The 22,623-nt window shown below is 31.3% G+C and carries 19 protein-coding genes; 9 read left to right on the forward strand and 10 right to left on the reverse strand.

Annotated elements, in window-relative coordinates; translation table 11 throughout:
• Window positions 1-265: 265 nt before the first annotated feature.
• The 7 genes from CKA54_RS02055 to mqnE all read right to left on the reverse strand — a co-directional run bounded on the left by CKA54_RS02055 (window position 266) and on the right by mqnE (window position 8,006).
• Complete coding sequence (locus tag CKA54_RS02055; protein ID WP_120759563.1) at window positions 266-1,006, reverse strand: Tfp pilus assembly protein FimT/FimU; 741 nt, start codon at window positions 1,004-1,006, stop codon at window positions 266-268.
• Entirely contained in the window at window positions 1,003-2,160 is a 1,158-nt protein-coding gene (locus tag CKA54_RS02060) for a phospholipid carrier-dependent glycosyltransferase (RefSeq protein WP_120759565.1), read from the reverse strand. The genes CKA54_RS02055 and CKA54_RS02060 overlap by 4 nt, the downstream gene beginning before the upstream one ends.
• Before the next feature lie 5 nt (window positions 2,161-2,165).
• Entirely contained in the window at window positions 2,166-2,699 is a 534-nt protein-coding gene (locus tag CKA54_RS02065; RefSeq protein WP_120759567.1) for a hypothetical protein, read from the reverse strand.
• A gap of 2 nt (window positions 2,700-2,701) precedes the next feature.
• Window positions 2,702-5,101: a molybdopterin guanine dinucleotide-containing S/N-oxide reductase gene (locus CKA54_RS02070; protein ID WP_120759569.1), complete on the reverse strand. Its 2,400-nt coding sequence runs from the start codon at window positions 5,099-5,101 to the stop codon at window positions 2,702-2,704.
• A gap of 65 nt (window positions 5,102-5,166) precedes the next feature.
• Window positions 5,167-5,607: a phosphoribosyltransferase gene (locus CKA54_RS02075; RefSeq protein ID WP_120759571.1), complete on the reverse strand. Its 441-nt coding sequence runs from the start codon at window positions 5,605-5,607 to the stop codon at window positions 5,167-5,169.
• Window positions 5,608-5,616: 9 nt separating this feature from the next.
• Window positions 5,617-6,933, reverse strand: coding sequence for an NCS2 family permease (locus CKA54_RS02080; protein WP_120759573.1), 1,317 nt, complete (start codon window positions 6,931-6,933; stop codon window positions 5,617-5,619).
• An 8-nt stretch (window positions 6,934-6,941) separates the two neighbouring features.
• Window positions 6,942-8,006, reverse strand: coding sequence for an aminofutalosine synthase MqnE (gene mqnE / locus CKA54_RS02085; RefSeq protein ID WP_120759575.1), 1,065 nt, complete (start codon window positions 8,004-8,006; stop codon window positions 6,942-6,944).
• Between the two features lie 115 nt (window positions 8,007-8,121).
• On the opposite strand from mqnE, the gene CKA54_RS02090 reads away from it, so the two are divergent.
• The 5 genes from CKA54_RS02090 (at window position 8,122) to CKA54_RS02110 (ending at window position 14,758) form a co-directional block, all read left to right on the forward strand.
• A complete protein-coding gene (locus tag CKA54_RS02090) occupies window positions 8,122-10,476 on the forward strand; it encodes a nucleotidyltransferase (protein WP_120759577.1) in 2,355 nt (784 codons plus the stop codon).
• Between the two features lie 3 nt (window positions 10,477-10,479).
• Complete coding sequence (gene glmS, locus CKA54_RS02095) at window positions 10,480-12,279, forward strand: glutamine--fructose-6-phosphate transaminase (isomerizing) (RefSeq protein WP_120759578.1); 1,800 nt, start codon at window positions 10,480-10,482, stop codon at window positions 12,277-12,279.
• A gap of 128 nt (window positions 12,280-12,407) precedes the next feature.
• Window positions 12,408-13,799, forward strand: coding sequence for a class II fumarate hydratase (gene fumC, locus CKA54_RS02100; protein ID WP_120759580.1), 1,392 nt, complete (start codon window positions 12,408-12,410; stop codon window positions 13,797-13,799).
• Window positions 13,800-13,841: 42 nt separating this feature from the next.
• Complete coding sequence (locus CKA54_RS02105; RefSeq protein ID WP_120759582.1) at window positions 13,842-14,216, forward strand: HIT family protein; 375 nt, start codon at window positions 13,842-13,844, stop codon at window positions 14,214-14,216.
• A 167-nt stretch (window positions 14,217-14,383) separates the two neighbouring features.
• Complete coding sequence (locus tag CKA54_RS02110) at window positions 14,384-14,758, forward strand: DUF1090 family protein (protein WP_120759584.1); 375 nt, start codon at window positions 14,384-14,386, stop codon at window positions 14,756-14,758.
• A gap of 1 nt (window position 14,759) precedes the next feature.
• Here the strand turns inward: CKA54_RS02110 and CKA54_RS02115 are convergent, their stop codons facing one another.
• Genes CKA54_RS02115 through nadD form a run of 3 tightly spaced genes read right to left on the reverse strand, consistent with a single transcriptional unit; the run spans window position 14,760 to window position 18,032 of the window.
• On the reverse strand, window positions 14,760-17,135 hold the full coding sequence (locus tag CKA54_RS02115) for a tetratricopeptide repeat protein (protein WP_120759586.1): 2,376 nt from the start codon (window positions 17,133-17,135) through the stop codon (window positions 14,760-14,762).
• A gap of 14 nt (window positions 17,136-17,149) precedes the next feature.
• Window positions 17,150-17,473, reverse strand: a complete 324-nt coding sequence (rsfS, locus tag CKA54_RS02120; protein ID WP_120759588.1) for a ribosome silencing factor — start codon at window positions 17,471-17,473, stop codon at window positions 17,150-17,152.
• A 13-nt stretch (window positions 17,474-17,486) separates the two neighbouring features.
• The gene (gene nadD / locus CKA54_RS02125; RefSeq protein WP_120759590.1) at window positions 17,487-18,032 is read right to left on the reverse strand and encodes a nicotinate (nicotinamide) nucleotide adenylyltransferase; all 546 of its coding nucleotides are present in this window, start codon (window positions 18,030-18,032) and stop codon (window positions 17,487-17,489) included.
• A 59-nt stretch (window positions 18,033-18,091) separates the two neighbouring features.
• Here nadD and gap point away from each other — a divergent pair, with 59 nt between their 5' ends.
• From gap to CKA54_RS02145, 4 genes are read left to right on the forward strand one after another with little or no spacing between them, the layout of a single operon-like run.
• On the forward strand, window positions 18,092-19,087 hold the full coding sequence (gene gap / locus CKA54_RS02130) for a type I glyceraldehyde-3-phosphate dehydrogenase (protein WP_043019482.1): 996 nt from the start codon (window positions 18,092-18,094) through the stop codon (window positions 19,085-19,087).
• 1 nt (window position 19,088) lies between these two features.
• A complete protein-coding gene (locus tag CKA54_RS02135) occupies window positions 19,089-20,291 on the forward strand; it encodes a phosphoglycerate kinase (RefSeq protein WP_120759592.1) in 1,203 nt (400 codons plus the stop codon).
• Window positions 20,288-20,968 (forward strand): triose-phosphate isomerase, encoded by a 681-nt coding sequence (locus CKA54_RS02140; protein ID WP_120759594.1) that lies wholly within the window; start codon window positions 20,288-20,290, stop codon window positions 20,966-20,968. The genes CKA54_RS02135 and CKA54_RS02140 overlap by 4 nt, the downstream gene beginning before the upstream one ends.
• Before the next feature lie 2 nt (window positions 20,969-20,970).
• On the forward strand, window positions 20,971-22,605 hold the full coding sequence (locus tag CKA54_RS02145) for a hydrogenase small subunit (RefSeq protein WP_120759595.1): 1,635 nt from the start codon (window positions 20,971-20,973) through the stop codon (window positions 22,603-22,605).
• The last annotated feature ends 18 nt before the right edge of the window (window positions 22,606-22,623 follow it).

A 22,623-nucleotide genomic window follows, 5' to 3' on the forward strand; every position in this document is an offset into this window, starting at 1 on the left:
TTGTAAGATGATAATATATCTTTAAAGATCTAGCTTAAAACTAGATCTTTAAAAACTAAGGAGTTATCTATGAATGTTTGCTTTTACAAGTGTAATTATGCTCCTTGATAGTTAATGTTTGGAAACTTAAACAAAAAATAAAAAATAAATCTAATAAAAATATAATCAAAATAACATCACATTTATGATGATTTAGCTTAAATTTTATTAATCATATATCTTTTAATTATACTCAACCATTAAAGTATTTTGTAAAGATATTAAATTAAAGCTGCGAGCAAGTTATTTGCTTACCATTTAAAAAAATATTTTGATTTTTTGATGTAGAAAATTTTGGTATATAAGCATAACCACTAAAAGGATCGATCACGATACACAAATGCTGATCTTGGTAATTAGACAACTTAATAACACAATCATTATCCAAAGAGCTTAATTTATCATAACTTCGGTTTGCATTTTTTAAAGGAGTATATAAACGACCATAATCATCAAAAATCAAACGTGTAGTTCCTTTGCAAGCACCTTCAAACAAAACCTTAACGATACCATAGCTTTTTTCGATATTGTACTTTACATTTGCTTTGAAATCATTCTGATTAATGACGCCACTTTGACCTGAATTCATTAAGATATTTGGATTAATCAAATCCACCGCTATTTCTCTATCTTTATTGATCATATGTTTTCCGATATTTGCATTTCCATCGCCATTTTTGTCTAAAAAAATAGTATAGGTTTGCTCATTATTAGTGGCTGATTTAGAACGTATAAAATACAACTGCCATTTTGCTTTATACCATTCTCTTTTTGCGATATTAAATTCTTTTACTCTAAAATCATTTTGTATTAATGCTAGATGTCTTGTGTATTTAATATCATTTAAAATTTGTTCAGCACCCAAACGTAGATAATTAGGCTTAAAATAAAAATATGATATTGAAAATAAAATCGAAAGTATAACACAGACAAAGACTAATTCCACTAGAGTAAATGCTGTTTTCATTTAATATGATAATAAATTCTATACCTACCCAAATCAACATATAAATCACTAGGATTTTTATCAGAATAAAGCTCTAATTTCCCTTCATTAATGCCATAAAATTGAAGTCTAAGTGCTAGTTCTTTATCTTGGGTGGAAATTTTTGTTATGTTTTGTTCTTTTAAAGAAGATGCTAAATTTTTTGCAATATGATAATCATATGCAAAATGTTTTTTTGGATCTTTTAGCAGATAATAAAACACTTGATTGAAAATAATGCCCACATAAAAAAACAACAAAAACACCAAAGAACATTCGATAAAAATTTTATGTTTTAAACGCAATTGCGGCATTCTAGAGCGATATGAGGACATTAAATAGCGAATTAACAATGGAGTACATACCACACAAAATGGTAAAAAATCCTCTAAAAACAATCTTTGTCTTATCGAAAATACTAGGCAAAAAATAAATGTCGTTGCACTAATAAACCACAAAAGTGGTTTATGGCCTTGTAAAAGTATCCTATAAACAACATAAAAAAAATAAAGAAATATCAAAGGCGAAAAGCATGCTGCAAAAATACCTAAGGTATCTAAAAAATACCCTTTAGGCTTACCACTTGCATCAAAGCCATAAAAACTCATTGCAACCGCAAATAAAATTAGTGAACAGGCTATGAGCAATTTGTCTTTTGTATAAATTGCATAAAAGAAAAAAGATAAATATAAAATTGCAAAATTACCATCTATAAATAATACCAAAACGAGTAAAAAATAAAACATAAGGTTTTTTTTGTATTCAAATAAAACCAAAATCAACAAAGTAAAAAAAATCACTATGCTAGATTCATTCACCAGTAAAGCACTAGCTACAGTACCTGGAAGCAATATAAAAAGTACAACAGATATCAATGCATCAAAAGAAGTTTTGGTATATTTTAAAGCTAGTATATAAAGCAAAACACAACTTAAAGAGTGTAGAAAAATAAAAGGGATTCTCAAGCCAAAATCATTTTGACCAAAAAGAACTGTACCTATTTTAGCGATCATAGCAATAAAGCTATGATCATAAAAATAAATTTGCGCCTCATTATAGCTTATGGAGAGGGTGTTTACTCCATATAATAAAGCGCAAAAATCAAAAAATAAAATGGCAGTTAAATACCTTTTCATTTTTATTAGTCAAGTTTTACAGGACCATTGCTTGCGTGCGATTGTAAAAATCTTAAAATTCTATTTTTTTCCTCATCGGTGATTTTTGCAAATCCTTGCATAGCAGATAAATACGCATCCCACTCTTCCATTAAATGCTCTTTTGGCTTGTGTGCTGCATGGCAACTTGTACAAGTATCGTAATAGGTTAGTTCTATTTCATCCCAAGCAAGAATTTCTTGATCGGTTAGATCCTTGCTCTTAACTAAAAATTCCATTTCATTGCTTGCATTTTTAGTATTCAAAGTAAGTAAAAGATAAATACCTTCTTTAGTAAAGGCTAAGCTTTTTGGGTTAGACTCAACTACTTCTCCTTTTACTTTTATCAAAGAATACTCACCTTCTTCTTTGATAAGCTCTACTTTAGATCCTTCATAAATTTGTCCTACGACTTTTTTACTAGCAGTATCTAAAAGATCTACTTTTTCATTGAAAACAAACATATCTTTAGCAAATAAAGCGCTGGCTAAAAAAGTTAAAGTTAGAATGATTTTCTTCATTATTAAGCTCCTATGATTTCAGGTGGTGTAGTTGAGTTATAAGGTTTTATAACTTCTTTTAATTTTTTAATACCAACAAGACAAGTATTTACACTAGTTGCTTGCGCCATGGTTGAAGTTGGTCTTGAACTAGTTAAAACATTTACATGGCCTGCATTACATCTTGGCTTACTATCACTTACATCTTCAGGATCATACCATGCGCCTTCTTGGATACTAATCACACCTTCCATGATATTATCAGTTACAAAGGCACCTGCTAAAAGCGATCCACGATCATTATATACTTCTACAACCTCTCCATGAGTAATACCAAGTTTTTTTGCATCGTTTGTATTAATCATTACAGGTTCTCTACCTTGAATTTTATACAAATCTCTTACCCAAGTATTATCAAGCTGAGAGTGTACTCTGTATCTTGGGTGTGGACTTACTAAATGGAAAGGATGTTTTTTTACTAATTTTTCATTACCTAGCCATTCAGCAGGTTCAAACCAAGTTGGATGTGCTTTAAAATCTTCTAGGTTGTATTTTTCAAATTTTGGAGAGTAGATTTGAATTTTTCCACTTTCTGTAGCAAGTTTATTCGCTACCGGATCTGCTCTAAATTCAGAGTGTCTTACAAAGTTGTATGCCTCTTTTGGCGTTTCAAAGTGAATAAAACCTTGCTTCCAAAAATCAGCAAATTCCATATAATAAGGACAATCACTTCTACCGTAAAAACCTTCAAGCCATTGTTGTTTAGTTTTACCACCGGTAAATTTTTTATGTTCTCTTTCGCCTATTCTTTTTGCTAATTCTTCAAAAATATCATAATCATTTCTACTTTCAAAATAAGGTTCGATTACTTTTTTCATAGCATAAACATAATCTTGCGAATAAGAACCACCAAAGCTGATATCGTCTCTTTCTAAAGTCGTAGTTGATGGTAGTACAATATCTGCCATTTTTGCCATAGGTGTCCACCAAGGCTCATGTACAATCAATGTATCCAATGTTCTTAGCGCTTTAATAAGCTCATTAGTATCTGGGTGGTGACCCAATACAGAAGCACCAACTACATACATCATTTTGATTTTTGGATAGGTAATTTCTTTACCTTTAAATTTCACAGTTTTACCTGGATTTAAAATCGCTTCTGAAACCCTACTTGCAGGAATATTCGTATCAAGATTATTTTTACCTTGTGGTAAACCTACTGGCAATCTTACACCAGAGAATGCTTGTCCACCACCTGAATAATGCATAGAAAAACCAAATCCACCACCAGGTAAGCCCACTTGACCTATCATTGAAGCTAACACCATTAAAGTCCAGTCTGCTTGCTCTCCATGGTGTGCTCTTTGCATTGCCCAGTTACCTGCTAAGAAAGTTCTGTTTTTAACAAAAGTATCTGCTAAAGCTGTGATTACTTTTTCTTCTACACCAGTGATATTTGCAGCCCAAGCCGGAGTTTTATCAATACCATCTGATTTTCCAAGTAAATAAGGCAAGAATTTATCAAAACCATCAGTATATTTTTCTATAAATTTTTTATCATACTTTCCACTTTTGTATAGATAATTCATCATACCAAGCATTAAAGCAACATCGGTATTTGGACGAATTTTAATCCACTCTGCATTTAAAATTTCTGCTGTTTGAGTATATTGAGGATCAATTGTGATAAATTTGATTTTTGATTTGCTGTATTTTTTATAATAATCATCATTGCCACGATTTGCAACTTTAAAATCAATTTGATTACATTTATAAAGATCAGCGCCCCATAAAACATACACTTGGGTATTTTCCAAAATAACCTCATGTGAAGTTTGTAATGAATAAACTTCCAAATCCCCTACTATACTAGCATTTACTTTACCAGCAGCACCATTACTATACTCACCATCAGTACCAATATGTCCACCTAAAGCGGTATTGAAAAATCTTCCTGCAACAGAGTTACAATTGTGCAATAAGCCTACATGTCCCCAAGCACCATAACTTGCGTTGAATAAATTTTCAATAGGAGTTTCTTTTAATTTTTGCAATACAAGCTCTAAAGCTTTCTCCCAACTAACTCTTACAAAAGGCTCTTTACCTCTTAATTTAGGTCTTTTTTTACCTTCTAAAAAACTTTTTCTTACACAAGGATATTTCACCCTAGTATCAGAATAAGTTCTATCAATGATCGCATCAGTGATAATAGAAGGATGTTTGTCAGATTGTTGTGGTGTAACTTTTACAAGTTTGCCCTCTGAATTTACTTCAGCCCAAATAGCCCCAAAATGTGTTGCGTGAGGAATTTTTTTAGTATCATAAAATTTAGTTCCTTCGCTCGCAGCCAACAAAGGATTTACTGAAGCAACTGCTGAAGTAGCAGCAAGTCCTTTTAAAAACTTTCTTCTAGTTAAACTCATAAGACATCCTTTCTTTAATAAAATAAAATTAAAATAATATTATAACATGTATATTTTATTTAAAGCTAAATTTTAATACTCCAAAAAAAGTCTATCCATTCTTTAGCTTCTTTGATGTAAAATTCAGGAATTAACAATGCCGATGGTTTATAAAAAACACTTGCAACTTTAAGTTCTAAGTGAGGGTATTTTTCCATTAAAACTCTTTTGATTTCTATCATTGTTTCACCGCTATCAATAATATCATCTACTAAAAGAATTTTCTTATATGTACTAAGATCAGGAATATTAAAAATTTTAATCGTATCTAATTTTTGCGTATCTTCATAATGGATTGAATTTAAAGAAAATAAATTTCTATTTCCCATACCTTCAGCTAAAAAATGCCCTAAAGTCATACCACCTCTTGCTATAGCAAGCAAAACATCTGGATTAAATTCTTCTTTAATTTTACGTGTAAAAGGGATAATTTCTTTTTGAAATTCTTCATAAGCATAATAATACATAATCACTTCCTATAAAAATTGTAATAAAAATACTAGCAATGAAATCGCACTTAAAACAATAATACCAAGATTAATTTTATCAAATTCTTTTTGCATAAGACGCATCAATAAATACGCAATAAAACCAAATGCAAAACCCGTAGTAATAGAATAAGTCAATGGCATCATAATAATAATAAAAAACGCACTCACTGCAATCGCTTTGTCTTTAAAATTAATACTTGCAACTTCCATAAACATCAAAACCCCAACAAGCACTAAAATAGGATAAATCGAATTTGCAGGAATAGCCTTAAACACAGGCAATAAAAATAAAGTAAAAACAAAACATATAGCAGTAACTAAAGCTGTAAGACCTGTTCTACCTCCTGCTTCTACCCCTGCTGAACTTTCCACAAAAGCAGTTACAGTAGAAGTTCCAACTACTGCACCCATAGCTGAACTTGCCGCATCAGCTCCCAAGGTCTTACCTAGTTTTTTCTCACCTTGTTTTGGATCATCAAAAATTTTCCCTCTTGAACCTACACCAGTAATAGTACCTACGCTATCAAATAATTGTGTCACAAAAAATGTCAATACTACTGGTATCATACTAAGTTCCAAAGCACCTTGGATATCAAGCTTACCAAAAATTGCACTTAAGCCATTATCTCCACTGATTATGGGTAAAGATAAAATTTGTTCTGGAAACTGCGCTCCATCAATACCAAAAATCCAAGCACACAAAGCACTCACAAAAACAGCTAAAATAAATGCTGCTTTAATTTTCCATGCCCAAAAAACAAAAACCAAAAACAAGCCAAATAGACCAAAAAGCACCTTAGTACTTGAAAAATCTCCCAAGCCCACCAAAGTCGCTTCGTTTTTAGTGATAATTCCCATTTGCACAAGACCCATAAAAGCAATAAAAGTCCCAATACCTGCTGATATTGCTTTTCTTAAGTCATTTGGTATACTTTTAATAACCCAAATTCTAAAATTAGTAAAAGATAATAAAGTAAAAATAACACCTGATAAAAATACCGCACCCAAAGCACTTTGCCAAGGAACTTGATAGGTATTACAAACACTAAATGTAAAGTATGCATTTAAACCCATACCCACACTCATAGCCACAGGAGTGTTAGAAAACAAAGCACTAAAAGTCGTTGCTATAATGGTCACCAAAGCTGTTGCAACAATCAAAGCTTCTAGTGGCATACCTGAATGACTCATAATATTTGCATTTACTGGTATGATATAAATCATAGCCAAAAAAGTAGCAATACCTGCATAAATTTCAGTTTTTACATCGGTTTTATGCTCTTTAAGTTTAAAAAAATCCATTTTTATCCTTAATATGTTTTTAACTCATTATACAAACTATCACGCTCTACAGCAATATAACCTGAACTTTGAATCATCTCCACAAAGGTTTTCATGCTAAGTCCATTTGAACTTTTTGCACCACCTGCGCTTTGTATGCTTTCTTTTTCTATAGTACCATCTAAGTCATTTGCGCCAAAATCTTGAGCCACCATAGCTAAATTTATACCCATAGTCGCCCAATAAGCTTTGATGTTTTTGATATTATCAAGCACTATCCTTGCAATAGCTAAAGTTTTTAAAATTTCTACTGAACCTAGAGGTTTTTTTCCTGTGATAAAACTATTATCTTGCTGCCAAACCAAAGGAATAAAAGCATTAAATCCACCCGTTTGGTCTTGAAGCTCTCTTAATCTAATCATATGGTTAATTCTATTTTCTCTACTTTCTATATGCCCAAACAACATAGTTGCATTACTCTGCTTGCCTTTTTCATGCCAAAGTTTGTGAATTTTTAGCCAATTTTCGCTACTTACTTTGCCGTGGCAAATTTTTTTTCGAACTTCCTCATCAAATATTTCAGCTCCACCACCTGGCATAGAATCTACGCCATATTCAAGCATTTTTTCAATTACTTCTTCATAACTCATACCAAAGGCTCTACTTAAAAAATCTACCTCTGCAGCAGTCAAAGCCTTAATATGTAAAAATGGATATTTTTCTTTAATCATTTTGAAAATTTCTAAATACCACTGCCACGATGTATTTTTATTGTGTGCTGAAACAATATGAATTTCTTTGGTATCTCTTTGAACCGTTTCATCAATAATTTTCATAATTTCTTCATGCGTCATAGTATAAGGATTAGGATTTTTTCTATGTGCTGAAAAAGCACAAAATTTACAAGTATCTGCACATATATTGGTAGGATTAATATGGCGATTGATATTAAAATAAACCTTTTTTCCATGTAAGTTTGTGCGAATTCTTTGTGCGTATTTACCCAAAGTAAAAAGCTCAAGATCCCAAAGCTTATTTGCCTCTTCTTCATTCAATCTTTCTTGATTTTCAAGTTTTTCTATAATTGTTTGCATATTTTTACCATATTTTAAATTTAAAACTACAATTATAATTTCTACTTACTTAAAATTTAATACAAAGTATTTTTGGTATGATATAAAAAACAAAAATAAGGAAAATTTTTCACATATGCAAATGCAAAAAATTCAAAAACTCAAAAATTCTTTAAAAGACTATGAGGCGTATTGCTCAAGGCTTTTTTTAAAACAAGGTTCCTTTAGCTTTTACCATTCTAAGGAAATTGATCGCTTTATAGAAGATGTTTATGAATTAACATTAAGTGATTTTTTTGATGATTTTTTTCCGCACAATGATAAAGTTCCATTTTGTATTATTGCTATAAAACAATACGCCAGAATGAACTTAAGCATAAAAGAAAATGTAGAATTACTACTTATATATAAAGACATTAAAGCATATAATATCAAGCCCTTAATGAAAGCATTTATTGCTTCATTAAACGATATCAATCTTAACATTAACTACCAAATTTGTGAGATCAATGGGCTTTATAATATCGCCAAAAATGAACTCAAACAAAATATCTTACAACACCGTTATATATGCGGATCTAAAATTTTATTCAAGCAAATCAAAGAAAAAATCAATCAAGCACAAGATGAACTTAAAGAAGATTTTGCATTAAAAATATTGCAAGAGTTTAACCCATTTATTCAACCTCTAATCAAACAAGAATTTGATATCAATAAAAATTTTGGCGGTTTAGACGAACAACTAGATATAGAAAATTTAAATATTTTATTTAAAGACTCACCTAAAAACTACATGTTAAATTTTATCAACGAAAAAGAGTTAAGCGAATTTAAGCTTGCGAGTGATTTTTTGTTTTCCCTCAAATGCGCTATGAATCTTTTAGAAGGTAAAAATACTAATTTGTTCTTAATACAAAACTCACAAGAGCTTGCTAGTTTAATGCAAAAAAAAGAAAAGAAAAATTTAGATCTTAAATCCATACTTATCCAAAAAGCCATGCAAAGCATGCAAACATGTGGAATTTACACACATTTTTTAGCAAGGTGTATCCAAGAAAAACACTATAAAGAATATAATTTTTACAAAGATCAAGATGATACATTGGACATCTTAGAACAAAAAGATCAACTAGATTTGATTTTAAACGAACTTTTGCAGCTAGATGATAAACCTTACAACTTTGACATTAAATTTGTTTTTGCTTTAAAAAGAGCACAAAATAATGGAGAAAATTTAGAATTATTTAAAAGAATTTTAGAAAGAAATCATTCTTATAGCATCTTAAAGCTTCTTGCTGATGCAAATATCTTAAAAGATTTTTGCAAACCTCTTACTCAAAGCAAATTTTTACTCGAAGAAGAAGGAATTTATAGTGCATTAGATAGGGCCTTGCTTTGCTTAAAATACTTTGAAGTAAAAAATTATGATTTTGAGAAAAATACACTTTTAATCATCAAACTCACTATAATTTTAAGTGCTATTCACGAAGAAAATGAAATTTCTTTAGCTAATATCTACAGAGCTTATGTAGGGAAATTTCAAGTAGAAAATGAACTTTTAGATTTTGGACTAAGATTATTTAAAAACTTTAACACTTTTAAAGATATCATAGAAAAAGAAGATATTTACAATTCTACTATTGTTTTAAATTTTATCTCTAAACTAAGCGACATTAAAACCTTAAAAATCCTACATCTTTTATCATTTTGTAATGCCAAAGCATTAAACATAGAAAATCATTTTTATTATAAAAGTTTAGAACGATTATTTCAAAATGCTCTAGAAGGCTTTGAAGATGAAAATTTGATTGATGAGAGTCAAAGAAGAGTTAAAAAAGAACAAACTTTAAAAAGAAGTAAAGCTTTTATAGAGCTTGATGAGCATACGCAAAACAATATTACGCATATTAAATCCAATCTCTTTTTTATTAAAAATAGCTTTGAAAAAATCATCAAAGTTACACAAATAGCACAAAAAGAAAATTTCATTTTTTGGCTTGACAATCAAGACAATTTTACTTTAGAACTAATCATGAATAGAAAAAATAATATTGAAAATATATTGAATGCCCTAAGCTCTTTAAACCTAATCTTTATGAGCTTTTTCGAGCTATTTGATGAAAAAGTTTATCTTAAATTTGAATATTCAGATATAGTAAGCGATAATCAAAAACAAAGTTTAGAAAATTTACTCAATGCCAAATTACATTTAAAAGTACAAAAAAAAGCAAAAAAACCAAACATTAAAAAAGATGAATTAAAATTAGATATGAATTATTCCAAAAGCTATGCCAAAATAACCCTAAACACCAAAGATCAAAAAGGTTTAATGGCTTATGTGATGGACGTACTTGCAAGATACGATATCATCTTAAGTGCGGCAAAAATTCAAACAATAAAAGAAAGAACGCGAAATGTTTTGATTTTGCATAAAAATGAAAGTTTGCAAGATCATAAAAATCAAATTCTTAAATCCTTAATAAGCGAGTAAAACATGTGTGGAATAGTAGGCTACATCGGAACAAAAGAAAAAAAACAAATCATACTAGAAGGTCTAAAAGAACTTGAATATAGAGGCTATGACAGTGCTGGTATAGCAGTGATGAAAGATGGGGAGTTAGATTTTTTTAAAGCGGTTGGAAAATTAGAAAATTTAGCTAACAAAACAGCTAATTTTAGTAGTGATGGTTTTGGACTTGCCATAGGTCATACACGTTGGGCAACCCATGGTAAACCTACTGAAATCAATGCACATCCACACTTAGGTCAATACTCTTGTGTAATCCACAATGGAATCATAGAAAACTACCAAGAATTAAAAACAAAACTCTCACAAGAAGGAGTTAGTTTTTTAAGTCAGACTGACACTGAAGTTATTGTGCATTTGTTTGAATATCACGCAAGCAAACTAGAACCTTTTGAAGCATTTCAAAAAACTATAGCTGAATTAAGAGGTGCTTTTGCTATATTACTTGCAAGTAAAAAAGATCCTAATACAATTTATTTTGCTAAAAATGCTGTGCCACTCATCATTGGTAAAAATGGCGATGAAAATGAATACTATTTTGCTTCTAGTGATGCGCCTTTAGTTTCTTTGGTGGATAAGGTAGCTTATCTTGAAGATGGGGAATATGGCTATGTTAATCCAAAAGAATGCAAAATCTGTAGCGGTCAAATTTGTATTCAACCTACTTTTGTACCACTTAGCCAAGATAAAAGCTTTGCGCAAAAAGATGGTTATAGATTTTTCATGGAAAAAGAAATTTACGAGCAAAGTAGAGTTTTAGGTGAAGTGCTTATGGGTCGCTTACAAGGTGATCAAATTGTATTTGAAGATATAGATGCATCACTGCTGCAAAATATAGATGAAATCACACTTTGCGCTTGTGGTACAAGCTATCATGCAGCATTAAGCGGTGCTTACTTACTTGAAAGACTTGCAAAGGTTAAAACCAAAGTAGAAGTTGCGAGCGAATTTAGATACAGAGAAGCCATTATAGGTAAAAACACTCTTTTTGTAGTGATCTCTCAAAGTGGAGAAACAGCAGACACACTAGAAGCCCTAAAAATAGCTAAAGCACAAGGAGTTAAAACTCTAGCAATATGCAACGTGGACAACTCCAATATAGTGCGCTTAGCTGATATATCTTTACTTACTAGAGCAGGCATTGAAAAAGGTGTAGCTTCAACCAAAGCTTTTGCTACTCAAGTTGCTACTTTATGGATGCTTGCGATCTATCTTGCACAAAAGGCAAACTTAGATATGAGTAAAGAAATCAAAGCTCTAAGAAGCCTACCTAATATCGTTAAGGTTGAACAAAGTCTACATGAAAAAGTACATAGAATTTCAAAAAGATACTTGCATGGCCATGGCTTTTTCTTTATAGGAAGAGATGTGTTTTACCCATTAGCACTCGAAGGGGCTTTAAAATTAAAAGAAATTTCGTATTTACACGCTGAAGGCTATCCTGCAGGAGAGATGAAACACGGACCTATTGCTCTAGCAGATAGTGAACTTTTTACCGTTGCTTTAATGCCACAAAATTGTCTTTATGAAAAAACCAAATCCAATGTCGAAGAACTTGCTGCGAGAGATTCTACTTTGCTTGCCATCTCTCCGCTTGACTTTGACTTGAGTGATGACTTTATTAAAACATCAAAACAAGAACACTATATGTGTGAATTTTTTGAAATGATGATAATCTTGCAACTACTAGCTCTAGAAGTTTCAATTAGGCTTGGTAATGATGTAGATATGCCAAGAAATTTAGCAAAAAGCGTTACCGTAGAATAATTTTTGTGTAGTTTTGAAAAAACTACACTTTCTTTTTTAATTTCCATAAATACTTCTTAAATTATAAGCAAACTTTAGGGTTTATTTGGTTTAAATATTACATCTTAATTTCAACACAAGGAAAAATCATGGAATATAGAATAGAACATGATACTATGGGAGAAATCAAAGTCCCTAACGACAAATACTGGGGAGCACAAACTGAAAGAAGTTTTGAAAATTTCAAAATCGGTTGTGAAAAAATGCCAAAAGTTTTAATCTATGCTTTTGCAAACCTTAAAAAATCTTTAGCTTTAGTTAATAATAAACTTGGTAAATTAGATGATGCAAAAAAAGATGCAATTGTCCAAGCTTGTGAAGAGATTGTAGCGGGTAAATTTGATGATAATTTTCCACTCGCAATATGGCAAACTGGCTCTGGCACGCAAAGCAATATGAATATGAATGAAGTTATAGCTAATCGTGCAACTGAAATCATGGGTGGAGATTTTAGAAAAGAAAAACTCGTTCACCCTAATGACCATGTGAATATGTCGCAAAGCTCAAACGATACTTTTCCAACTGCCATGAGTATTGTTTCAGTAGAACAAGTTGAAAAAAAACTCATTCCCGCTCTTGATGAGCTTATTGCAACTTTTGAAAAAAAAGTAAAAGAATTTGAAGGTATTATTAAAATAGGAAGAACCCATCTTCAAGATGCAACCCCTCTTACCTTAGCACAAGAATTTAGTGGATATCTTTCTATGCTTTTGCACTCAAAAGAACAAATCATTGCTTCACTGCCAACATTAAGAGAGCTTGCAATAGGCGGCACCGCTGTTGGAACGGGGTTAAATGCTCACCCTGAATTAAGCGAAAAAGTAAGTGAAGTATTAAGTCAAATTATTGGCACTCAATTCGTATCTAGTCCAAATAAATTTCATGCACTCACCAGTCACGATGCAATCAATTTCACACATGGTGCTATGAAAGGCTTAGCTGCAAATTTAATGAAAATAGCCAATGATATTAGATGGCTAGCTTCAGGACCAAGATGTGGCCTAGGAGAGATCAATATACCAGAAAATGAACCAGGTAGCTCCATCATGCCGGGTAAGGTCAACCCAACACAATGCGAAGCTTTAACTATGGTTGCAGTGCAAGTTATGGGAAATGATGCAGCAATTGGTTTTGCGGCAAGTCAGGGAAATTTTGAGCTTAATGTATTCAAACCTGTTATTATTTACAACTTCTTACAAAGTCTTGACTTACTAGCTGATGCAATGCATTCATTCAATATCCATTGCGCAGTTGGCATAGAGCCAAATAAAGAAAAAATAGACTATAATCTACACAATTCTTTAATGCTAGTAACTGCATTAAACCCACACATTGGTTATGAAAATGCAGCAAAAGTTGCAAAAAACGCTCACAAAAAAGGTATTTCTTTAAAAGAAAGCGCTATGGAACTTGGCTTAGTTAGCGAGGAGGATTTTGCTAAATTTGTAGATCCAACAAAAATGATAGGCCCAAAAAAATAATCCAAAGACTAGGGGTTTCCCTAGTCTTTTAAAGGTATAGTTATGATTTATGAAAATGATTATATATGGATAGAAAAAGAAGACTCTCAAATTCCTTGGGTAAAAATTTTTACCAAAGAATGCTACAAAGAACTTAGTGACTGCCCTACTTTTTTGCAAAATATACTCTTTCAGTGCACTCTAGCATGCGAAACAAGCTTTAGAGAATACTACAATCCAGAAAAAATCAACATAGCTTCTTTTGCAAACTATGTACCAAGAGTACATTTTCACATTATGGCACGTTTTAAAGAAGATGCTTTTTTTCCTGAATGCATGTGGGGGAAACAACAAAGAGAAATCAAGGATTTAAATTTACCTGATTTTGATGGATTTATTTCTATTTTACTTGAAAAAATAAAAAATATTCAAATTTAAGTCAAACTATATTTATAAAATTGAGTCAAGTTAATTTTATAATACTGTTTATTTTATAAATTTAGCATTTTTATTTCAAAAATGAATGATTTGTCAAAATTGTATAAAAACCAAATTATTTATTCTATTTAACTAAAATATCAAAAAAACAATAGGAAGGTTAACATATGAAACAACTGCTATTTTTATTTACACTTTGCTCATTTGCATTTTCCACACAATGTGAGGTTAAAATAGAGCAAATTCAAAAAGAAATAGCTTATGCTAAAAATTACAATCATCAAGAAAAAGCTTTAAGCTTAGAATTAGCCTTAAAAGAAGTTCAAGCAGATTGTGCAAAAGATCCTCTTTTTTATGATAAAAAATTAGAGGCTAAAAAACTTAAAGAGCAAGAGATAGAAAAAATCGAACAAGAATTAAAAGCATTAAAAAAACAAAAAGATTATATGAGTAAAACAGAATATAAAAACAAAAAACAAGCTTTAAAAGACAAAAAAGATAAAATCAAAAAAGAGATTGAAGAATATATCAACAAACTCTAGTTTAATTCCAAATTTGCCACCATTTTTTATTTTGCTGCTTTAATTTTTGCATTAAAATATCTTGATTTTTTAATGCAAACTCATTTTCCTCATCAAGTTTTAATAGCTCCTTTGTGCATTCTAAAGCCTGTTCGTATTCTTTTAACTGCTCTAAGCATTGAATTTTTCCCACCAAAGCATCGGTGTTTTCATTTACTATCTTTAAACAATCTTCATAACACTGCAATGCATCATGAAAATCACCTAAATTTCTTAAACACTCTGCCTTATAATAATGTGTCCAATTTTGATTTTCATCTAAATTTAAAGCCATATTAAGATATTTTATAGCCTCTTTAAAATCTTGCAAATACACTTTAACCGCACCCATAAAATGATAACACTCGTATGATTTTGGTTCAAGCTCACTTGCTTTTTTTGCCGCTTCAAAGCTTTCATCATATTTTCCTAAAAAGCTTAAAATTTGTGCTTTTTCTATCCAGTACTCCGCAACATCATCGGTTATTTTTAAACACTCATCGATATCTTTTAAAGCTTCATTGTATTTTTCAAGATTTCTTTTGCATTTTGCTCTATGAAAATACGACTCATCATCTTCTTCGTTACTTAAAACCACGCTATCATAACATTTTATAGCTTCTTCAAACATATAAAGATCTTCATAACAAAGCCCTTTATAATACTTTGCACCATTATGGTTTTTATCAATTTTTAAAGCCTTGTTTAGATCTTCTATAGCCTCTTCTTCTAAGCTTAAATTATATTTAGCAATTCCTCGCCAAAAATAAAGTTTAAAATTATTTTTATCCACCTTGAGCGCCACATCACAATAAGCTATCAGCTCTTCATAAGATTCAAGCTCTTTTGCACAATATGCCCTTTCAAATAATACATCTTTTAAATCAATATAATCTTTATATGTTTTTATAAGCTCATTATATTCATCCATAGCTTCTTGAAATCTTTCAAGCCTACTTTTAATCCAAGCCCTTTGTGAAAGAGAATTAACATAATCTTGAGTGCTATTTTCTTTTTTATAGTACTTTATAGCTAACTCACTATCTTCCAAAGCTTCCTCGTATTTTTCAAGATCTGATTTTAAATAAGCCCTATTAAAAAATACATCGGGATATTCTTTTTGATATTTTAAAGCTTTTTCATAACTTATCAAAGCTTCATCATATTTGTCTATCTCGTACAAACTATTGCCCAAATGGTAAAAACCATAAGGAACTGCGTGTTCAAGTTCTGCTAATTCTGATGGAGTAAAATCATGCTTTTTTGCTCTTTCTTGATAATATTTAGCTGCTAAATCAAAATCCTCTATAGCCTCTTCAATCATTTTTAGATTGATTTTAGTATTACCTCTATTAATGTAAGCTTGGGCATATTCTTCATAAAGTTCAATTGTTTTATCATAATATTTCAAAGCTTGCTCATAATCTTGTATATCATATAAAACCCTAGCCAATGCAAAACATGGATACTGTAAATTTTCATCTAAATCGATTGATTTTTTAAAGGCATCTATTGATAATTCTATCTTTTCTAAATCTTTATAAATATGCCCTAAAATCAAATACGCCATAGCATTTTCATTATCTAGCTCAATGGATTTTAAACAATCTTGCAAAGCCCCTTCTAAATCATCAACTTTACGCTTATTGTTGGCCCTTTTATAATACACATCAGCAAAACTCTCATCTTGCTCAATCATCTTAGTAAAAAATTCTATAGCCTTGGAGTAATTTTCTAAATTCTCATATGCTACTCCTTGATAATAAAAAATCTGCGAGGAATCAAAGCCTAAATCTTGACATTTTTTAAAATCAAGCAAAGCTTGCTTTGGATCAACACTAAGCAAGGCAATAGCTCTAGTATAATAGGCAATGTGATACTCTGGAGCTAAATCAATACAAATTTGCAAATCTTTTAAAGCTTTTGTATGTTCATCTAAAAGTATATAAACCCTGGCTCTATTAAAATATGCTAAATGATATGCATTATCTAAGGCTATGGTTTTATTAAAGGCTAAAAGTGCTTCTTGCAGTAAGTCTAATTTAAAATTACACAATCCTAAAAGATTAAACAAAAATACATTACTAGGATCAAATTCCGCAGCTATAGTTGCATCTTCAAGCGCTTCTTGAAATTTCAAACAATTAAATCTACAAAGTGCTCTGTTGTGGTAAGCTTCCAAAAGTAAACGCTCTTTATCTGCATCATCTATAAAAATCATCTTACCATCTTGCGCAAGCGTAATTTCACCCTTGCAAAAAGCAATAAGTTCGCTTAAAATTGTATCACATTTTTCAAATTCTGAATTTTCAAAATGCTCTTTTGCTAATTCTGATAACTCGGTGATTAAACTATCCAATCTCAAACCTAGTTTTATTTTTCTTTATTTAAGCTTTTTAGAAATTCTTCTATGTTGTATTTTGTTCTATAAGTTTCACTCATTAAGTGAATCAAAATATCACCTAAATCAAGTACAGTCCATTCTTCACTACTTTCTATATTTAGAAACTCTTCACCCTTGCTTTTAAGATTAGTTTTTAAATCATCAATCAAAGAAAGCGCATGCCTTTCTCCCATAGTAGTAGCAATCACTACAAATTTAACAAAATAATCCTTATCTTGCATATCAAAAGTTTCTATCAAATCTGCTTTTTTATCATCTAAAATTTGAACAATACTATTAATTCTTTCTTGCATTTTTTTCCTTTTGTTAAATATTTTTAAATTTAGAATAATAAAGCTTAACTTCTTCTTTGATTTGCTCGCAAACTTGTGTTGTTTGTAAGGTTTGCCTTATAAAAGAAGAAGAAATATCCACCTTGGTGTCCAAAGTCTTAAAGCGACTTGGTATAAAAATACCATCTCTTTTAGCTATCACAAATTCTACCAAATTTTGCAATCTTTCAAATTCGTGCCATTTTTCAAGACTTTGCAAATGATCAGCTCCCAAAATAAGATAAAATTGAGAAATTTCATAATGATTATATAAAAAATCAACGCTTTCTATGCTAGGTACTGGTCTTTTTTTAGTGATTTCAAAATCACTGATTTGAACCCTTTTTAAACTCCCCCAAATCGCATTGCACCATTTTAAGCGTCTTTGCTCATCTGCGGTAAATTCTTGCTTAAAAGGACTGATAAAAGTAGGCATGATTATAAGTCGATCAAGCTCTAAATTTTCTAAGGCATTTAAGACTATAGCATTATGTCCTAAATGAGGTGGATCAAAACTACCACCAAAAAGTGCGATTTTCATTAAAGTTTAACCTTTTTTTAGTAGAATTTTATCCACTTAATCATAAAAAGGAAATGAAAATGGCTGTAAAAGTTGCAATAAATGGTTTTGGACGCATTGGAAGATGTGTTGCAAGAATTATCATGAAGCGCGATGATATCGAACTTGTAGCGATTAATGATACCACTGATATTGAACTCACAAAATATCTTTTCAAATACGACACTGTTCATGGGGTATATGATGGTAGTGTTGAAAATGATGGTGATGATTTAATAATTGATAATAAAAAAATAAAAGTTTTAAAAAGTAGAAATGTAGCGGATTTAGACTTTGCAAAATATGGCGCGCAAATTGTACTAGAGTGCACTGGCGCACATTTAACCATAGAAAAATGTCAAGGATTTTTAGACCATGGGGTGCAAAAAGTTATCATGAGCGCTCCAGCAAAAGATAAAACTCCAACTTATGTTTTAGGGGTAAATGCTCACGAATACAAAGGCGAAAGTATTATCTCAAATGCAAGTTGTACAACTAACTGCTTAGGCCCAATTTGTAGAGTTTTACAAGATAATTTCGGTATAGAAAAAGGTTTAATGACAACTATCCATGCTTATACAAATGGTCAAAGCATTATCGATGCAAAAGCAAGAGATAAAAGAAGATCACGTGCAGCTGCTCAAAATATCATTCCAACTTCAACCGGTGCTGCAAAAGCTATGAAACTTGTTATGCCTGAGCTTGATGGAAAATTACACGGTCAAAGCATGCGTGTACCAGTAGCTGATGTGTCAACCGTAGACCTAACTGCAACTTTAAAGAAAAAAGTAAGCAAAGAAGAAATCAACGAAGCCTTTAGAATAGCAGCAAAAAGCAACTTAAAAGGCATATTATTAGTAGATGATGAAGAAAGAGTTTCAAGTGATTTTATTACTTGTTCTTATGGTGCGATCGTAGCAAGCGATCTTACTCAAGTGATTTGCGATGACTTTGTAAAAGTGGTTGCTTGGTATGATAATGAATGGGGTTATTCTTCTCGTTTAGTAGATATGGCAGTATTTATAGCAAAGGCTTAAGATGAGTAGTATTTTATCGATTAAAGATATTGATCTTGCAAAGAAAAAAGTATTTATTAGATGTGACTTTAATGTGCCTCAAGATGAATTTTTAAACATCACCGATGATCGTCGTATTCGTTCAGCTATCCCTACTATAAGGTATTGTCTAGATAATGGTTGTGCAGTTATTTTAGCTTCACACCTAGGACGCCCAAAAGAAATAGCTTCTAAATACTCCTTAGAACCAGTTGCAAAAAGACTTGCACGCTTAATGGCCAAAGAAGTCATCATGGCTAAAGATGTTATAGGCGAAGATGCAAAGAAAAAAGCAAGCGAGTTAAAGCCGAGTGAAATTTTACTTTTAGAAAATTTACGCTTTGAAAAAGGCGAAACCAAAAACGATGAAAACCTAGCTAAAGAACTTGCCTCTATGGCTGAAGTTTATATCAACGATGCTTTTGGAGTTTGCCATAGAGCCCATGCAAGTGTTGAAGCGATTACAAAATACTTTGACAATACACACAAAGGCGCAGGCTTTTTACTTCAAAAAGAAATAGAATTTGCAAGCAATCTCATCAAACATCCTGCGCGTCCTTTTGTGGCAGTAGTAGGTGGCTCTAAAGTAAGCGGAAAACTACAAGCTTTAACTAATTTACTTCCAAAAGTAGATAAACTCATCATAGGTGGAGGTATGGCCTTTACTTTCTTAAAAGCTCAAGGTTATGATATAGGAAATTCACTTTTAGAAGAAGACCTAATTGAAGAAGCAAATAAAATTCTCTTAAAAGGTAAAAATCTAGGAGTAAAAATTTATCTTCCTGTAGATGTTACAGCAGCGCAAACTTGCTCCCAAGAAGCAGTGATGAAATATACTCCTGTGCAAGAAATTCCAGCAGGTTGGATGGGACTTGATATAGGCCCTGCTAGTGTAAGATTGTTTAAAGAAGCACTTTCTGATGCTCAAACTATATGGTGGAATGGACCTATGGGGGTTTTTGAAATTGATAAATTTTCAAAAGGTAGTATAAAAATGAGTCACTATATCAGCGAATCTCACGCAACTACCGTAATAGGCGGTGGCGATACTGCTGATGTTGTAGCAAGAGCAGGTGATGCTGATGAAATGACTTTCATTTCAACTGGTGGAGGTGCTTCATTAGAGCTTATAGAAGGCAAAGAACTTCCTGGCGTAAAACCTTTAACGATAAAGGACAATGAATGATTTTTGCAGCAAATTTAAAGTGCAATCATACAAGATCAAGCTTTGAACTTTACGCTCAAGAATTAAATCAAAAACTCAACCAAGAAGATGAGGTTTTCATCTTCCCTCCTAATGTAGCTTTTTTAAAAAACAATTTTATCTTTCAACAAGGTGCACAGAATTTTTACCCTTGCGAAAATGGAGCTTATACAGGGGAAATAGGTAGAATTCACTTAGAAGAATTTAATATCAAAAGTGTTTTAATAGGCCATTCTGAAAGACGAGCGTTAAATGAAGATGAAAGCTTTTTAAAGGCCAAATTCGACTTTGCAAAAAATCTTGACTTTAACATCATTTATTGCATAGGCGAGAGTTTAGAAACTAAAAATTCCAAACAAAGCTTGGATTTTCTAAAAAAACAAATTGGCAATATTGATTTAACTTATGAAAAACTGATTATTGCATATGAGCCAATTTACTCAATAGGCACAGGAGTAAGTGCAGATCTTGATGATATCAACACCGTGCTTGATTTTTTAAGACAATCAACTCAAGCTAAACTTTTATACGGTGGAAGCGTAAATCAAAACAACATTAAGGCCATTTGTGCTTTAAAAAATTGCGATGGAGTGTTAGTAGGTTCAGCTGCATTAAAAGCGGATGAATTTTTCAATATGATACAAATAGCCAAAGGTTAAAAATGTCTTTAAGCAATGAAGAATTAAAAAGTATTTTAGAGCATAAAATTACTCTATTGGAAAACTCACACAAAGAAGAAAAAAATATCTCACTAGAAGCGGTTAGTTCTATCGTTAAAATTTTAGGCTTACCAAATGATTTTAGTGCTTTAGCACATAGATATTTTCAACTTCACACTCCGCCTAGTCTTATTTGGCTTCATTTAAGTGAGTGCACAGGATGTAGTGAAAGTTTACTTAGGACTTCATTGCCTGATTTTTTAGATCTAATTTTTGACTTCATTTCCTTAGAATATCATGAAACTTTTATGAGTGCAAGCGGGCATCAAGCAGAAGCTCACCTAGAAACAATTTTAGAAAAAAAAGATTTTCTTTTGGCCGTCGAAGGTGGTGTTTGTGCTATAGATCCTTTTTATTTAACCATAGGAGCACATGGTGAAAATGGTTATGAAATTTTACAAAAATGTGCTAAAAACGCTAAAACTATTTTTGCTATGGGAACTTGCTCAAGCTATGGAGGAATTCAAGCAGCACATCCAAACCCTACTAAAAGCATAGGAATTTCTAAAGTATTAGAAGAAAAAGTGATCAATATCCCGGGTTGTCCTCCAAGTGATGTTAACATTATTGCTACACTTTGTTTTTATATACTGTTTGAACAAGATATGAGTTTAGATGATCAAAATAGACCTTTAGCTTTGTATGGAAAATGTCTCCATGACTTATGCGAAAGAAAAGCAAAATTCGAAGCAGGAAATTTCGCTCAAAGTTTTGATGATGAGAATATCAAACAAGGCTATTGCCTTTTTAAAGTAGGCTGCAAAGGACCTTATGCTTACAATAATTGTCCTAAAGTTAAATTTAACTCCAAAACATCTTGGCCTGTTGCTGCAGGACATGGTTGTATTGCTTGCAGTGAAGAAAATTTTTGGGACGATTTTGGTTTTTATGAAAAACCCATGAGCAATGAATTTGCATATAATGACTTTTCTAGTATACTCGCCACAGAAGTAGTTCATAATGCTTCTATTAACGAACTTAATTCTAAAAATATCTTATTAGATTTAAGTAACGATAGCAGTGGAATTTTTTATTATAATGAAAATAAAAATAACTTTCTAGATTTTAGCTTTGAAGCTAACCCTAAGGTTTTTTTAAATCAATTTGCAAAAACTAAAATAGCGATGAGTTTAGTGCAAAATTTTCAAGAACAATTTCAGTCACATTATAACTTCATACAAGAAAATTATAGCGATGAAAGCATTACTAGCGCAAATGTATTGGACTTATTTTATTTTATATATCCATTTATCAGTGGGAAAAAGCTAGAAGCCATTGATGAATTTTTAGATCTTGCTTTAGCTTATAAATTTAAACACCCAAGTAAGTTTGACTTCAAAACCACCATTAACGATCAAGCAAAACTTGATGTATCTAAATCATTGCGTATGCCTTTAATCTACATCTTAGGTGGTTTAGATAAAGAAGCCATTGCTTTTGGATTGGTTTTTTCTTTAAAAGAACATTTAAAACAAGCTTTAAAAGCCTGTAAAAACCAGCATCAAAAAGATCAAATTCTCATACACTCTCATCATGAAAAATTATTAAAAATATTTTGGGATTTAACGAGTATTTAACGACTTAATGTTAAAATA

The sequence above is a fragment of the Campylobacter sp. P255 genome (assembly GCF_003627915.1).
Lineage (GTDB): Bacteria > Campylobacterota > Campylobacteria > Campylobacterales > Campylobacteraceae > Campylobacter_D.